The organism is Nostocoides australiense Ben110, assembly GCF_001050535.1.
Lineage (GTDB): Bacteria > Actinomycetota > Actinomycetes > Actinomycetales > Dermatophilaceae > Nostocoides_A > Nostocoides_A australiense.
In genome coordinates, this window is sequence record NZ_HG764815.1 from 1,741,713 (window position 1) to 1,755,763 (window position 14,051).

Genomic DNA, 14,051 nt, shown 5'->3' on the forward strand with positions numbered 1-14,051 from the left:
GGTGGCTTCAGCGGGTATGCCGAGTCGCCCCTCCTCGTTGCCGTCACCGGCGCCCTGGCATCGGTCGACGTCGACGACCGGCCGGCCAGCACGAACGCGCCCCTGAGCCTCGCGGCCGGGGCGCGCCTGGCGATCGGCCGGCCGACGGCCGGCCTGCGCAACTATGTGGCGATAGCCGGCGGCGTGACGAGCGAGATCACCTTGAGGTCACGGTCATACAGCCGGCTCGGGGGGCTCGGCGCCGCCCTGGCACCGGACGACCTGGTGCCGATCGGCACCGGGGCGAGCGCATCCCCCGTGGTCGACCACGCGGCCATACCCAGCCCGCCGGTGGATGCGACCACCTTGGCGGCGCTACCTGGCCCACGCCGGCACTGGTTCAGCGACGAGGCTGTGGCGCAACTGATGGCGACGACATACCGGGTGACGGCCGAACTGGATCGCACCGGCGTACGGCTGGACGGCCCCGCCGTGCCGCGTTGCCGGGAGGAGGAACTCCCGAGCGAAGGCATGGTCCGCGGCGCGGTGCAGATCCCGGCCTCCGGGCGACCGATCATCTTCCTGTCCGACCATCCCGCCACCGGCGGCTACCCCGTCCCGCTCGTCCTCACCCCGGACGCAGCCGATCACGCGGCCCAACTCACGCCCGGGATGACCGTGCGCTTCGCCCTCGAGTGACGACGCCGCCTACCAAAGGGGCGCTGACGGACCGCATGACACCATGACCCAATGTCCGATTCCACCAGCATCGAGGACATCCTCGGACCCCGGCCCGAGATCACCCGCGGCCACGCAACCCTGGAGTGCGCCTACCCGGCCGGCGAAGAGACCTTCACCGGGCTGATGATGCTGCGGATCGCGACCGGCGCCTACGAGGACACCGACGAACTCGTCGAGGGCTTCGTGGAGATGGCCGAGGAGTTCGAGGAGTACTTCCCCGACGACGAGCCGGTCGCGCCGACGGACGTTCCCGCCCGCTTCCAGCAGGTCCTGGACGAGTACAAGCGGGTGGTACACACGACCTCCTACGACGCCTACTGTCTGCTCTCGCTGCCCGAGATCCTCCCGAGCGCCGGCCTGGTCCTCAGCTGGGGCGACGGGTTCGACTCGAGCGAGGCCCTTGAGGTCGTGCGCGACCTGGCGGACCAGTACGCCGAGCAGGGCATCGACATGCGGGGGTATGTCTACGCCCACACGCAGGACCTCGAACGGCTCGTCCTGACCGGTGATCTCTACCTCGGATTCGGCGTCCTGGGGCCCCGCGATGATGTGGCGGCGGTGGCGGTGGGGCGGCAGGTCGTGGACGTGTTGCGGCAACTGGGGCTGCCCTTCACGTGGGATGGCACCGTCGGAGCCCGGATCCTCGTCGCGCCGGTGCTCTACGAGATCGAGTTGGAGGACGAGACCGGCGAGGACGGGATCGGCGAGGACGCGGACTGAGGGTTGTCGGCGCCGCGGCATACGGTCGGGGTATGACGAATCCTGCTCTTCGCGAACGCGCGGTGGCCGCGCTGCGCCAGTTGGTCGGCCGGCCCGATGCCGAGTTCCGCGACGGGCAGTATGACGCCATCGCGGCGCTGGTCGAGGGGCGCGGCCGGGTGTTGGTGGTGCAGCGCACGGGATGGGGCAAGTCCGCCGTCTACTTCGTCGCCACGACGCTGCGGCGCGCGGAGGGCGCGGGGCCGGCGGTGATCATCTCGCCGTTGCTCGCGTTGATGCGTGACCAGATCGCCGCTGCCGAGCGGGCGGGCATCCGTGCGGTGACGATGAACTCGGCCAATGCCACCGACTGGGACCAGGTGCGGTCGGCCTTGACGGCGGACGAGGTGGACGTGCTCCTTGTCTCGCCCGAGCGGTTGAACAATCCCCGTTTCCGCGAGGAACAGCTGCCCGACCTCGCCCGCCGTTGCGGATTGCTCGTCGTCGACGAGGCGCACTGCATCTCGGATTGGGGGCACGATTTCCGCCCCGACTACCGTCGGATCAAGGACCTGCTCGAGGGGCTGCCGGCCGGCACGCCGGTGCTCGCGACGACGGCGACGGCCAATGCCCGCGTGGTCGCCGATGTGGAGACCCAGCTGGCCGCCGGCCGGGCGCCGGTCCAGACGATCCGCGGTGGCTTGGCGCGGGAGTCGTTGCGGCTGGGCGTCCTGCGCTCGATGTCGCCGGAGCAACGGCTGGGCTGGCTCATCGCGCACCTGGACGACCTGCCCGGCAGCGGGATCGTCTATACCCTCACCGTCAGCGGCGCGGAAGACATCGCGGCGGCCTTGTCCGAGGCGGGTCACCGGGTGGCGGCCTACACCGGCCGCACCGACCATGCCGATCGCGAACGGCTGGAAATGTCCTTGCGCGACAACGCCGTCAAGGCACTCGTCGCGACCTCCGCGCTGGGCATGGGGTTCGACAAACCCGACCTGGGCTTCGTCGTGCACGTCGGCGCCCCGGCCTCCCCGGTTGCCTACTACCAGCAAGTCGGTCGCGCCGGCCGGGCCACCGAACGGGCCGATGTGTTGCTCCTGCCCGGCCCGGAGGATCAGGACATCTGGCGCTACTTCGCGTCGGTGTCCATGCCTCGTGAGGAGCAGGCCGATGCGGTGCTGCGAGCCTTGGCCGAGGCCGGACGGCCCTTGTCCACCGCGGCCCTCGAGACCATCGTCGACATCCGGCGCACCCGCCTGGAACTGCTGCTCAAGGTGCTCGACGTCGACGGCGCCGTCACGCGGCTCAGCGGCGGGTGGACCTCGACCGGCGTGCCGTGGACCTATGACGGAGACAGATATGCCTGGGTTGCCGCACAGCGGCAGGCGGAGCAGGAGCAGATGCTGGCCTACGAACGCGGCAGCGAGTGCCGGATGGCCTACTTGCAGCGGGCCCTGGACGACCCGAGTGCCGCGGACTGCCGACGCTGTGACAACTGCGCAGGCGTGTGGTTCCCCACCGACATCCCTGATCGGGTCATCGGCGCGGCCCGCGAACGTTTGGACCGGGTGGGGGTCGTGATCGAGCCGCGGGCGATGTGGCCGACCGGGATGGACCGGCTCGGGGTGCCGGTCAAGGGCAAGATCGCGCCGGCCGAGCAGGCGTCGGAAGGACGGGCGCTGGCGCGGCTGTCCGACCTGGGCTGGGGACAGCGTCTGCGCCCGCTGCTGCAGCACGACGGGCCGGTCCCGCCGGAGGTGCTCCGCGGGGTCGTCGAGGTGCTCAAGGGGTGGGGGTGGGCGCGGCGACCAGTGGCCGTAATGTCGGTGCCGTCGCGGGCCCGGCCGCAGCTCGTGGGTTCCGTTGCGGCGGGGATCGCCGAGATCGGACGGCTGACCTATCTCGGAGAGCTGGCGCTGGTGGACGGCGGGCCGACAGGCGAGGCCGGCGGCAACAGCGCGTTCCGGCTGGCGGGGGTCTGGGAGCGTCTCGCCGTCGGCGCTGACCTCGCCGCGTCGATCCGGAGCCTGGACGGTCCGATCCTGCTCGTCGATGACTATGTGAACTCCCGCTGGACGGTCACCGAAGCGGCCCGGGCGCTGCGGGTCTCGGGCGCGGACGAGGTGCTGCCGCTCGTTCTCGCCATCGACGCGTAGCTGCGGGACACGAGATCGCCGACACGCGGCGATTGCGGCAGGACGGCCGCTGATTCGGCCAATCAGTGACAAATTGTCAGATCCCTTAGGGGACGTCGCCCCCGAGACTCTGGGACATTTGCGCCACCCGATAGGGTGCACCCTGCTCCGCCGCAGAGAGCTGTTTCGCCCTCTTTAGACACTCTTTGAAATCTTAGAGCGAATAGCCCGGGGTCGACCCCTTACGGTTTCCAAGGCCTAATCAAGGATCAAGACCTACGGCTACGACGATGCCGATCGCAGCGTCGCTGCGCGTGAGGTGCCGGTGCAGCGCACCGAGACCCGCACCACCTACACCCCCGGCGCCACCGCCGTCGAGGAGCGCAAGGGCTTCAACCCGCTGTGGCTGCTCCTGCCGCTCCTTGCGTTGCTCGCCCTGTGGCTCGGCTGGCGCGCCATGGACAATGACGACGAGCCCGCGGACACCACGACCGACAGCGCCACGGCGACGGGCACCGAGATCACCGTGCCGTCTTTCGATGAGATGACCACCAAGCTGACGGACGCGGGCGTCGCGAACGCCCAGAGCGTTGCCCAGGGGATCGAGAACGCCGGCCCCTACACCGCCGACAACCTGGTCGAGAAGATCACGACCGCCGCCTCTTCGGCCGGTGTGGATGCCACTGACGTCACCAAGATCATCGAGGCTCTCGGCATCCAGAGCTGAATCTCAGCATCCGGCTAATCACAGCGGACCAGCCGGAGCCGGCGATTTCAGTCGCCGGCTCCGGCTGTCGCATTTACGACCGTTGGCTGAGGTTGGCGAAGCCGCACCGTACATATCGGAAGGAAGAACTGCACGATTGGCCCGATGAGCAGTGCATAAAGCACTGTGCCAATGCCGACTGTCCCGCCGAGCAACCAGCCGAGCAATAGCACGGTCAGTTCCAGGCTGGTGCGCACCAGGCGCAGCGAGCGGCCGGTGCGCCGGGCCAGCCCGGTCATCAGACCATCGCGGGGCCCTGGTCCGAACTGGCTGCCGATGTAGAGCGCGCCCGCCAAGCCATTGGCGACGATGCCGCCGAGCAGCAGCGCCGAACGGCCCAGAAGGCCGGTCGGCGCGTCCAGGATGCGCAAGGTCGCATCCGTGGCCAGGCCGATGACGATGGAGTTGAGGATCGTTCCGAGGCCGGGCCACTGGCGGAGGGGTATCCACAGCAGCAGGACCACGAAGCTCGTCACGATGACGACGGTCCCGAAACTCACGCCCCAGTGGCCTTGCACACCCTGGTGGAAGACGTCCCACGGGTCGAGTCCGAGAGTGCTCCGCAGCAGCATCGCCATCGAGACGCCGTAGAGGGTCAGGCCGACGAGGAGCTGGGTCAGGCGGTGGGTGATCCGCCCGGCACGCAACTGCTGCACCGGAGACATCGGCACGAGCTCCACGCGGCGGGCGAGGCCGCGGCGGGCGAGGTGGATCGGCGACATGATCACGAGTGTGGCGCGAAGTGGACTGTCTTTCTATAGCCACTTGTGCGACAGTGGCCCGTATGACGCCCGCCGTGTCGGCCCCCCGGCTCGCCCGCCTCGTCGGCGACGGAGCGCTCGCGCGACCGGCATACCGCTCCCTCGCCGCCGCGATCATGACCCTGCTGGCCGACGGCCGGCTCGTCTCGGGCACCCGGCTGCCGAGTGAGCGCGAGCTGACCGGGGCGCTCGGGTGCTCGCGCACGACCGTGACCAGCGCGTATGCGGTGCTGGCCGAACGCGGCTACCTCGAGACCCGGCGCGGGTCGGGGTCGATCGCCGTCGTGCCGGGCCGCCTGGCCGCGGCGAGCCGGGTGCTCTCCCCCGCCACGGATCTCGCGCCGGATGCGATCGATCTGACGTGTGCGGCAACGCGGGCCCCCGCCGGAATCCTGGAGGCGTATGCCGCCGCCCTGGCCGATCTGCCCAGCTACCTCGGCGACAACGGATATGCCCCCGTCGGCCTGCTGGACCTGCGAGCCGTCATCGCCGAGCGCTTCACCCGGCGCGGGCTGGCGACCACGCCGGAGCAGATCATCGTCACCTCGGGCGCGGTTGCGGGACTGGCCGTCATCTCGCGGGCGCTGCTCACCCGCGGCCAGCGGGTGCTGCTGGAGAGCCCGAGCTATCCCAACGCGATGGCGGCGCTGGCGATGGAGGGCGCCCGCACGGTGGCGATCCCGGTCGACGCCGCCGGGTGGGATCTCGACGAGGCGGCACGGATCGTGCCGGCCAGCGGCGCGAGCGCGGCATACCTGATCCCGGACTTCCACAACCCCACTGGGGCGCTCCTCGACGACAGCGGACGGGAGCGGCTGGCCGGGCTGCTCGCCGCGGCGGATGTGCGGCCGATCATCGACGAGACCATCGCCGATATCGACCTCGACGGTGGTCCACCTGTGCGCCCGTTCGGCTGCTTCAGCCCCGGCGCCATCGTGCTGGGTTCGGCGGCCAAGGTCTTCTGGGGTGGCTTGCGGATCGGGTGGATCCGGGTGCCGACGGCGCTGGCTTCGCGTGTGGTCTCCGCCCGGGCCACCTTGGATCTCGGGGCGCCGATCCTCGAGCAACTCGTGTTGATGCATCTGCTCGTGACCCATGACGGGCTGCCCGCGGCGCGCCGCACCGAACTGCTCGCGGCCCGCGACGCCACGGTCGAGGCGGTAGGGACGCACCTGCCGCACGCGCGCTTCGTCGTGCCGCGCGGTGGCCTGACCTTGTGGGTGGACATGGGTGATCTGCCCGTCGGGGGCCTGGTCCTTGCCGCCGCGGAAGCCGGCCTGCTGGTGGCGGCGGGTCCGCAGTTCGCGCCCGTGGGCGGCTTCGAGCGGTTCATCCGGATCCCCTATGTCGCCGCTCCGGCCGTCATGACCGATGCCGTCGCGCGGCTGGCCCGCGCCGCTGAGGAGTTGCGCGCCGGCGGCGTGACCGCGCTGACGCATCCGCCACGCGCCGGGGGCTTCGTGGCATGAGGGAGGTCGGCGCGACGGTCTGAGAGGCTTGGCTCATGAGTGACGTCGTCTTCGAGCGTGTCCACCACGTCCAGGTGGCCATTCCCGTGGGTGGGGAGGATTGCGCTCGTGCGTTCTGGGTCGAGCTTCTCGGCTTTGCCGAGGTGCCGAAACCGCCGGTCATGGCCGCCCGCGGGGGGTGCTGGTTCCGCGCACCGGGTGGCGGGCTCGAGATGCACATGGGCGTCGAGCAGCCCTTCGCCCCCGCAAGGAAGGCGCACCCGGGAATCCTCATCGCCGGTCTCAACGCGCTCGCGACCAGGCTCGAGGACGCCGGGTATGCCGTGCGCTGGTCCGACGAGATCCCGGGAACCAAGCGCTTCCACACCGACGACCCCTTCGGCAACCGGCTGGAGTTCATCGACGCCGGGGCCTAGGGCGAGCCTGCTGCGCCGACGTGGCAACCTCAGCCGGCGCCGGTGTCGTCGGGGCGGAGCATGGCGGGCTGGAGCGCTGTCGCGGGGCCGCGCTGATAGAGCAGGGCCGGGCGGCCCGAGCGGCCGGGGGGGGGGGTCGCGACGACGAAACCAGGCGTCGAGAGCACCTTGCGCCGGAAGTTGCCGAGGTCGGGCGCCGCGCCCCAGACCGCGGCATACACCCTCCGCAGGTCGGCGAGCGTGAACGGCTCCTCGACGAACTGCGCTGCGAGAGTGGTGTATTCGATCTTCGACCGGACCCGCTCCAGGGCGTCGCGGAGGATCTCGGCGTGGTCGAACGCGAGCTCGACGCTCGTCTCGTCCGCGCCGTCCAGGCCGAGGTCCTCCACCGGCCACCACCGTGCGGCCGCGGCGTCCGACCCGGCGGTCGGGACGTGCCGGGCGAGCCCGGGAGCGAAGGCGACGTGGGCCACTGAGACCACGCGCATGCGCGGGTCGCGGTCGGGGCGGGAGTAGGTGGCGAGTTGCTCCAAGTGGCCGGAGAGCCGCTCGAGCCCGGTCTCCTCGGCGAGTTCGCGCCAGGCGGCGGTGGCCGCGTCCTCGTCGATCTCGACGAAGCCACCCGGCAACGCCCAGTGGCCGGCGAAGGGATCCTCCCCGCGGCGGACAAGGAGGACGGCGAGGGTGCCTTCGTGGATGGTGAAGACCGCGAGGTCGACCGTGACGGCAAAGGGCGGGTGATCGCTCATCGGGCCACCTCCACTCCGGACGCCACGAGTTCGGTCAACGCCGCCTCGGTGGACTCCGGCGCGACCCCGGCCGTCAGCGGCAGCAGGACCGTGGTGCGCAAGCCGGCCCGAGCGGCGTCGAGCGCCGTCGCGCGGACGCAATGATCCGTGGCGATGCCGACCACATCGACCTCGTCGATCCCTTCTGCCGCAAGCAGATCCGCCAACGTGCGGTGGTCGTCGGTGATGCCTTCGAACATCGAGTAGGCCGGCGCGCCCATCCCCTTGCGCACGTGATGGGTGAGTCGCTCGGCGAGCCGCGGCTCGGCATACTCAGCCCCCGGCGTGCCGGCGACGCAGTGGGCGGGCCAGGTCGCGGCGAAGTCGGGGTCACCCGATGTCGCGAAATGGCCGCCGTTGTCGGACTCGGGCGAGTGCCAGTCGCGTGAGCCGACGATCAGCCGGTAGTGGCCGGCATACCGATCGATGTGGTCGACGATCGCCGCGGCGACGGCCCGGCCGCCGGTGACGGCGAGCGAGCCCCCTTCGACGAAGTCGTTCTGCACGTCGACGACGAGTAGTGCGGTCGAGCTCATCGTCACTCCTCCTCCATTGCGGTGGTGTAGGGCTCGCCGTCCGCGACCTCGTGGGCGCTTGGCGGTAGCGCGGCGATGGCCGCGGCCGCATGGGCCCGGACCTCGGCGAGACTGGGCTCGTGGACCATCTCGCCGCCGCGGATGACCGGCACCTGCACCGGCCGGCCCCCGTCGGGGATGACGCCGTCGAGCCGGAAGTGCTCGCTGCCGTCGGGCAGCCGGTATGCCGTCTTGCGGCCGCCGGCCGAGCCCTTGCCGCTGGCCTTCTTGGCCACGGGCCGCAGGGGGGCCTCGGCGCCGGGGCGATCGCTGACGGCGACGAGTTTGTAGACCATCCCGGCCGTCGGATGTCCCGAGCCGGTGACGACCCGGGTGCCGACGCCGAAGCCATCGATGGGGGCCGCGCCGAGGGCGGTGATGACATATTCGTCGAGGTCACTGGTCACGACGATGCGCGTCTTGGTGGCACCCAGCTCGTCCAGAAGCGTTCTGGCCCTGCGTGATTCGACGTCCAGGTCACCGGAGTCGATGCGGATGCCACCGAGTTCGGGGCCCGCGACCTCCACGGCGGTGCGGATGCCCTGCTCGATGTCGAAGGTGTCGACGAGCAGCGTTGTGCCGGCGCCGAGGGCCGCCACCTGGCTGGCGAAGGCGTCGCGCTCGCTGTCGTGGGCGAGGATGAAGGCGTGGGCCACGGTGCCGACGGCCGGTATGCCGTGGAGATGGCCGGCGGCGAGATTGCTGGTGGTGTCGAAGCCGGCGAGATAGGCGGCGCGCGCGGCGGCGATGGCAGCCTGCTCGTGGGTACGGCGACTGCCCATCTCGATGATCGGCCGGCCGCGCGCGGCGGTCACCATGCGGGCGGCGGCGCTGGCGACGGCGATGTCGTGGTTGAGCACCGACAGCACCAGGGTCTCCAGAAGGAGGCACTCCCCCAGCGGCCCTTCAGCCGTCAGGACCGGGCTGCCCGGCACATAGGTCTCGCCCTCGGGGTATGCGGTGATGTCCCCGCTGAAACGGAAGTTCGCGAGCCGGTCGGCGGCCCTGGTGGTGATGGCCCCGGTGGCTTGGAGGAAGGCGAGTTCGTCGTCGGTGAAGCCGAAGCCGGCGATCATCGGGATCAGCCGTCCGAGGCCGGCAAGCAGGCCGTAGCGCCGGCCCGGCGGGAGGCGTCGGGCAAAGGCCTCGAAGACGGAGTGGTTGTCGACGCTGCCGTCCTCGACGAACGAGGAATACATCGTCAGCTCGTAGCGGTCGGTCAGCATCCCCGGGCTCGCGCCCGCGGGTTGCCGGGCCGCCGTGCTCCTCGGCGCCTGCGTCTTCGCCATGTCGCCCCTTCGCTCACACAGCCACTGCGCTCGGCCACGTTCGCGTGGGTCGAGCCCTCGTTGGTTTAAGTCATAGTGACCATAACACGAGGGGAACGAGGTCAGTCGCGGGCGTGCTCGGCAGTTTGGTCGATCTCGTCGAAGATGATCTCGCTGGCCATCCCCGACGGATAGCCCTTGCGGGCGAGCAGCCCGGCGAGGCGTCGCACCTGGACGGCCCGGTCGAGGCCGTGGAGGCGTTTGAGGCGCGAGCGGACCAATTCGCGGGCGCGCTCCTCTTCCAGCGCCGGGGAGACGTCGTCGACGGCCGCGCCCGCCGTGTCCGGGTCGACCCCTTTGGCGCGCAGTTCTCGCCGCAGCGCCGACGCGGCCAGTCCGCTGCGGCGCTGCTTGGAGCGGACGAACATCTGCGCATAGGCGGCATCGTCGACCAGGCCGACCTCGGTGAGTCGGTCGAGGACGTCCTTGGCCACCAGCGGATCGCAGTCGCGTTTGGCGAGCGCCTCCTCCAGCTCGGCACGGGTCTTCGGCGAATTCGTCAGCTGCCGAAACACGATCGCCTTGGCCACGGCGTGCGGGTCGCGGGCTGCCTCCCCCCGCGAGGCGGGGTGCGGCTCCTCGTCATCGCGTGCGGGCTGAGTTCGGTCGTCGCCGGACGGAGTGGCGTCCGGCGACGACCCGGGCGGGCTGTGGTGTGGCATCCCGCCAGCCTCGATCCGGCCGATCGCCGCGCGGAGCGCGGACAGATCGGCCGGTGTGTGGTCGGTCATCAGAACTCGACCGGGACCTCGGCACCTTCCGCCGGGGCATCCACCCGCGGCCCGACGCCGAGCTTCTCCTTGATCCGCTTCTCCAGCTCATCGGCCAGATCCGGGTTGTCCTTCAGGAAGGTCCGGGCATTCTCCTTGCCCTGGCCGAGCTGGTCGCCGTCGTAGGTGTACCAGGCGCCGGACTTGCGCACGAAGCCCTGGTCGACACCCATGTCGATCAGGCCACCCTCGCGCGAGATACCCATGCCGTAGAGGATGTCGAACTCGGCCTGCTTGAAGGGCGGGCTGACCTTGTTCTTGACGACCTTGACGCGGGTGCGGTTGCCGACCGGCTCGTTGCCGTCCTTGAGAGTCTCGATCCGCCGCACGTCCAGGCGCACCGACGCATAGAACTTCAGCGCCTTGCCGCCGGTGGTCGTCTCCGGGCTGTTGTGGACCATGACGCCGTCGACGAAGTAGTTGTGGGTGCCGCCGACCTCGATGTCAAACTTGCGCATCGAACGCGTCTTGGGCTTGACGTGGACATCAAGCACATCGGCGGGGACGAGCACCTCTCGCGGCGAGACGAACTCCGGCCGGACCTCGAACTGACCCCGCAGACCGGTCAGGAGCTTGTAGTCCATCGACGGATGCACAAACGGAGCGACCATCTCGAGGAAGCGCTTCGACCCTTCCGTGGTCATCTGCAGCACCGCCTTCTGAGCGGCTCCGCGCACAGACACCCGCGAGTCGACTCCGTGGGTGTCGCGGAGATACGACGAAAGCCGCTCCCGAGACCCTGGAGTCATGGCTTCGACGCAGAATTCGACACGTCCACTGCCCCCGAGGGTTCGCTGCTGCAGTCCCTTGCTGCGCAAGGCGAAAGAGCCGTCGTCCATGAACCAGACAGCAAGCGCAAGCGGGGTCAACGCCTTGAGATATTCGTCGCTCAGGTGCTTCTTGCCATCGCCCCAATAGACGACCCGCCGCAACTCCGCGAGCTCGGCGAGCGGCGTGAAGTCGACGTGCTCGGCGCCACTGGGCCGAGTAGAGCGGGAATTCGGGATATTGCCCAGCATCTCGACCTTCCAGTCGAGATAGGGGATTTGCTTGGGTCCGTGTCCGAGGCGGAAGCGAACGCCATTGCGCCCCCGGCGGTCCGGCGAAAGGTTCCCGTCGCCCATGAGGCTGCCGAGGACGACTTGCCACTGCTGATCGGACAGACGGGCGGTCTCGCTCACCATGACCCGGTCGCCGGCAATGATCTCGCCGGCCTCGCGCCAGCCGCCCGGGGTGCGGATCAGGTGATTCTCGGTGGCGGCGAACTGCGAACGACCATTGCCGCCCGAACGCGCCACCGTGAACTGCAAGAAGCGCTCGGCGTTGCCGTTGTCGAACCAGTTCGTGATCGGTCGAGCGACGATCTGATCCGTGGCCGGGTCATAGGTGCGCACCTCCACGGGGGACTTGGAATTGACGAGCTTGCCGATCTTCTCGGTCGTGCCATCGGCGAGGGTGACCCGCGTCGAGTACGACATGCATCCGAACATCACTCCGATCTTTTCGCGGAGCTGGTTGATGAAGATCGCTGTGGTGCCGGTGGAATTCAGCGCACCAGTGATCTTGCGCAGCGCCTGGCTCATCAGGCGGGCCTGCAGGCCGACGTGGCTGTCACCCATCTCGCCCTCGATCTCGGCACGCGGCACCAGGGCCGCCACCGAGTCGATGACGATGATGTCGAGCGCACCCGAGCGGATCAGCATGTCGGCGATCTCGAGCGCCTGCTCACCGGTGTCGGGCTGGCTGACCAGCAGGGCGTCGGTGTCGACGCCGAGCTTCTGGGCGTATTCGGGGTCGAGGGCGTGCTCGGCGTCGATGAAGGCCGCGATACCCCCATTGCGCTGGGCGCTGGCAACCGCGTGCAGGGCGACCGTCGTCTTGCCGCTGCTCTCCGGGCCATAGATCTCCACGACGCGCCCGCGCGGCAGGCCGCCGATTCCGAGCGCCACGTCGAGGGCGATCGACCCGGTGGGGATCACCTCGATGGGCGCTCGCACTTCGTCGCCCAGGCGCATGACCGCGCCCTTGCCGTAGCTCTTCTCGATCTGGCCCATGACCGTGTCGAGGGAGCGCTGCTTGTTGTCCTGGGTCTTGTCGATGTCCGGTTTGCCGGCCATGCCACACCTCTTCTTTCATGCTCGTGGTCGGGCGCGCCCGCCTTCGACCCCTCGCCGGATGGCGACGAGATCAGACGCTAGGCGAGAGCACCGACAACCCGGCACCCCCCGGCCCTGAGCCTGTGGATGACGCGAAGTCGAACTCTCGCTTGTGGATGACACTAGCCGAACATCTGTTCGACGCGCGTGGAGACACGCCGTACCTCCACAAGGAGGACACCCCCGCCGCAGACCGCAAATTCACCCGTCGGTAACCTCACGCCGCAGGGATGCTGTGCGACTACAGGGGGTGGAAGTGCGCAACGGCCAGCCGTTCGAGGCGGCGGTCCAGGAGCACGGACCACGCGTGCTGCGCGTGTGCCGGGCCGTCCTGGGCCCCGGCCACGACGCCGACGACGCCTGGTCCGCGACCTTTCTCGCCGCCCTGCGCGCGTGGCCGACACTCGATCGCGGCACGAACATCGAGGCCTGGCTGGTGCGTGTGGCACAACGCAAGTGCATCGACGTCATCCGCGCGAAGTCACGACGCGCGATCCCGAGTGACGTTCTCCCCGAACCAGATTCGCCACCTCCTCCGGCGGACAAGAGCATCTGGTATGCCGTGGCCCGGCTCCCCGAGAAGCAGCGCCTTGCGCTGGCCTACCACTACTACGGCGGGCTGCCGCACACGGAGACGGCTGAGCTGATCGGCTCCACTCCGGCCGCCGTGCGACGCGCGGCGAGCGACGGAATCGCCAGTCTGCGCCGCATCCTCGCCGAGAACGGAGAAATCGTATGAGCGAACAGAATCCCGGCCTGGCCGATCCGTTGCCATCCCTCGACCCGGCCTCACCGATCGACGTCGCCGACCTGACGGCCCTCCACGCGCGCCTGATCGCGGGAGCGAAGACCGAGGGCCTGATCGATATCGCCTACCGGACCGTCGACTCCCCCGTCGGGCCGCTGCTCGTCGCGGCCACCTCCACCGGCCTGGTCCGCGTCGCTTTCGAGATCGAGGACTTCGACCGTGTCCTCGCGGCCCTCGCCGCCCTGGTCAGCCCCCGCATACTGCATACCCCCCACCGCCTCGACATCGTCGCCCGCGCCCTCGACGACTACTTCGCCGGCCGCCGGACCGGCTTCGACCTCCCGCTCGATCACGCCCTCAGCAGCGGCTTCCGCGAGCGCGTGCAGCGCCATCTGGTGCAGATCCCCTACGGCCAGACCACGACATACGGTCAGCTCGCCGCCGATCTCGGCTCGCCGCGGGCGGTGCGCGCGGTGGGCACCGCGTGTTCGACGAACCCGCTGCCCATCATCCAGCCCTGCCACCGTGTCCTGCGCGGCGACGGAGCCCTGGGCGGCTACCTCGGGGGCGCCCACGTCAAACGCAGCTTGATCGCGCTCGAGGCGGGCAACCGCTGACGCCCCGCCAGCAGCGGCCGGCCGACGACGTGCGCCATACCCAGCCCGCTCAACACGCGCCCCGCCATCCGGGCCCGTGACCAGCCGCGGTCGGCGAGCG

14 protein-coding genes and 2 pseudogenes are annotated in these 14,051 nt (G+C 69.9%); 8 read left to right on the plus strand and 8 right to left on the minus strand.

The genetic code is table 11. The features are described 5' to 3' along the window. The 4 genes from BN11_RS08350 to BN11_RS08365 form a co-directional block, all read left to right on the plus strand. Positions 1 to 678, plus strand: a 678-nt coding sequence (locus BN11_RS08350; protein WP_048696528.1) for a 5-oxoprolinase subunit C family protein, incomplete at its 5' end; no start/stop codon positions are given. Between the two features lie 51 nt (positions 679 to 729). Continuing rightward, on the plus strand, positions 730 to 1,440 hold the full coding sequence (locus BN11_RS08355; RefSeq protein ID WP_048696530.1) for a DUF6891 domain-containing protein: 711 nt from the start codon (positions 730 to 732) through the stop codon (positions 1,438 to 1,440). 32 nt (positions 1,441 to 1,472) lie between these two features. Continuing rightward, positions 1,473 to 3,578, plus strand: coding sequence for a RecQ family ATP-dependent DNA helicase (locus tag BN11_RS08360; protein WP_048696532.1), 2,106 nt, complete (start codon positions 1,473 to 1,475; stop codon positions 3,576 to 3,578). 304 nt (positions 3,579 to 3,882) lie between these two features. Further along, complete coding sequence (locus BN11_RS08365; RefSeq protein ID WP_157044040.1) at positions 3,883 to 4,284, plus strand: hypothetical protein; 402 nt, start codon at positions 3,883 to 3,885, stop codon at positions 4,282 to 4,284. 47 nt (positions 4,285 to 4,331) lie between these two features. Here the strand turns inward: BN11_RS08365 and yczE are convergent, their stop codons facing one another. Beyond that, on the minus strand, positions 4,332 to 5,045 hold the full coding sequence (gene yczE / locus BN11_RS08370; protein ID WP_048696535.1) for a membrane protein YczE: 714 nt from the start codon (positions 5,043 to 5,045) through the stop codon (positions 4,332 to 4,334). A 62-nt stretch (positions 5,046 to 5,107) separates the two neighbouring features. Here yczE and yczR point away from each other — a divergent pair, with 62 nt between their 5' ends. Further along, complete coding sequence (yczR, locus tag BN11_RS08375; protein ID WP_048696537.1) at positions 5,108 to 6,553, plus strand: MocR-like transcription factor YczR; 1,446 nt, start codon at positions 5,108 to 5,110, stop codon at positions 6,551 to 6,553. Between the two features lie 35 nt (positions 6,554 to 6,588). Then, complete coding sequence (locus BN11_RS08380) at positions 6,589 to 6,969, plus strand: VOC family protein (protein WP_048696539.1); 381 nt, start codon at positions 6,589 to 6,591, stop codon at positions 6,967 to 6,969. Positions 6,970 to 6,998: 29 nt separating this feature from the next. Here BN11_RS08380 and BN11_RS08385 read toward each other — a convergent pair whose 3' ends face one another. From BN11_RS08385 to recA, 7 genes and pseudogenes are all read right to left on the minus strand, one after another. Beyond that, positions 6,999 to 7,718 carry an NUDIX hydrolase gene (locus BN11_RS08385; RefSeq protein WP_048696541.1) on the minus strand — a complete coding sequence of 240 codons (720 nt, stop codon included), beginning with the start codon at positions 7,716 to 7,718 and terminating at the stop codon, positions 6,999 to 7,001. Beyond that, the gene (locus BN11_RS08390) at positions 7,715 to 8,293 is read right to left on the minus strand and encodes an isochorismatase family protein (RefSeq protein ID WP_048696543.1); all 579 of its coding nucleotides are present in this window, start codon (positions 8,291 to 8,293) and stop codon (positions 7,715 to 7,717) included. Before BN11_RS08390 ends, BN11_RS08385 begins: the two co-directional genes overlap by 4 nt. Positions 8,294 to 8,295: 2 nt before the next feature. Then, positions 8,296 to 9,621, minus strand: coding sequence for a nicotinate phosphoribosyltransferase (locus BN11_RS08395; RefSeq protein ID WP_083433622.1), 1,326 nt, complete (start codon positions 9,619 to 9,621; stop codon positions 8,296 to 8,298). A gap of 101 nt (positions 9,622 to 9,722) precedes the next feature. Beyond that, a complete protein-coding gene (locus tag BN11_RS08400) occupies positions 9,723 to 10,391 on the minus strand; it encodes a regulatory protein RecX (protein ID WP_235435415.1) in 669 nt (222 codons plus the stop codon). Beyond that, the gene (locus tag BN11_RS25830; RefSeq protein ID WP_407668001.1) at positions 10,391 to 10,888 is read right to left on the minus strand and encodes a hypothetical protein; all 498 of its coding nucleotides are present in this window, start codon (positions 10,886 to 10,888) and stop codon (positions 10,391 to 10,393) included. The genes BN11_RS08400 and BN11_RS25830 overlap by 1 nt, the downstream gene beginning before the upstream one ends. Before the next feature lie 171 nt (positions 10,889 to 11,059). After that, positions 11,060 to 11,920, minus strand: a pseudogene (locus BN11_RS26075) (intein-containing recombinase RecA); the annotation flags it as partial. Then, positions 11,894 to 12,547, minus strand: a pseudogene (gene recA / locus BN11_RS25840) (recombinase RecA); the annotation flags it as partial. The pseudogenes recA and BN11_RS26075, both read right to left, overlap by 27 nt. Positions 12,548 to 12,842: 295 nt before the next feature. Between recA and BN11_RS08410 the strand changes: the two are divergent. Both BN11_RS08410 and BN11_RS08415 read left to right on the plus strand, forming a co-directional pair. Then, the gene (locus tag BN11_RS08410) at positions 12,843 to 13,325 is read left to right on the plus strand and encodes an RNA polymerase sigma factor (protein WP_048701080.1); all 483 of its coding nucleotides are present in this window, start codon (positions 12,843 to 12,845) and stop codon (positions 13,323 to 13,325) included. Further along, positions 13,322 to 13,951 (plus strand): methylated-DNA--[protein]-cysteine S-methyltransferase, encoded by a 630-nt coding sequence (locus BN11_RS08415; protein ID WP_048696552.1) that lies wholly within the window; start codon positions 13,322 to 13,324, stop codon positions 13,949 to 13,951. The genes BN11_RS08410 and BN11_RS08415 overlap by 4 nt, the downstream gene beginning before the upstream one ends. Positions 13,952 to 14,051: the final 100 nt, after the last annotated feature.

What these genes read in the sequence shown, in the direction of transcription:
- BN11_RS08355 (WP_048696530.1), top strand. Translation starts at nt 730, where the DNA reads ATGTCCGATTCCACCAGCATCGAGGACATCCTCGGACCCCGGCCCGAG.
- BN11_RS08360 (WP_048696532.1), top strand. Translation starts at nt 1,473, where the DNA reads ATGACGAATCCTGCTCTTCGCGAACGCGCGGTGGCCGCGCTGCGCCAG.
- yczE (WP_048696535.1), bottom strand. Translation starts at nt 5,045, where the DNA reads ATGTCGCCGATCCACCTCGCCCGCCGCGGCCTCGCCCGCCGCGTGGAG.
- yczR (WP_048696537.1), top strand. Translation starts at nt 5,108, where the DNA reads ATGACGCCCGCCGTGTCGGCCCCCCGGCTCGCCCGCCTCGTCGGCGAC.
- BN11_RS08380 (WP_048696539.1), top strand. Translation starts at nt 6,589, where the DNA reads ATGAGTGACGTCGTCTTCGAGCGTGTCCACCACGTCCAGGTGGCCATT.
- BN11_RS08385 (WP_048696541.1), bottom strand. Translation starts at nt 7,718, where the DNA reads ATGAGCGATCACCCGCCCTTTGCCGTCACGGTCGACCTCGCGGTCTTC.
- BN11_RS08390 (WP_048696543.1), bottom strand. Translation starts at nt 8,293, where the DNA reads ATGAGCTCGACCGCACTACTCGTCGTCGACGTGCAGAACGACTTCGTC.
- BN11_RS08395 (WP_083433622.1), bottom strand. Translation starts at nt 9,621, where the DNA reads ATGGCGAAGACGCAGGCGCCGAGGAGCACGGCGGCCCGGCAACCCGCG.
- BN11_RS08400 (WP_235435415.1), bottom strand. Translation starts at nt 10,391, where the DNA reads ATGACCGACCACACACCGGCCGATCTGTCCGCGCTCCGCGCGGCGATC.
- BN11_RS25830 (WP_407668001.1), bottom strand. Translation starts at nt 10,888, where the DNA reads ATGCGCAAGTTTGACATCGAGGTCGGCGGCACCCACAACTACTTCGTC.
- BN11_RS08415 (WP_048696552.1), top strand. Translation starts at nt 13,322, where the DNA reads ATGAGCGAACAGAATCCCGGCCTGGCCGATCCGTTGCCATCCCTCGAC.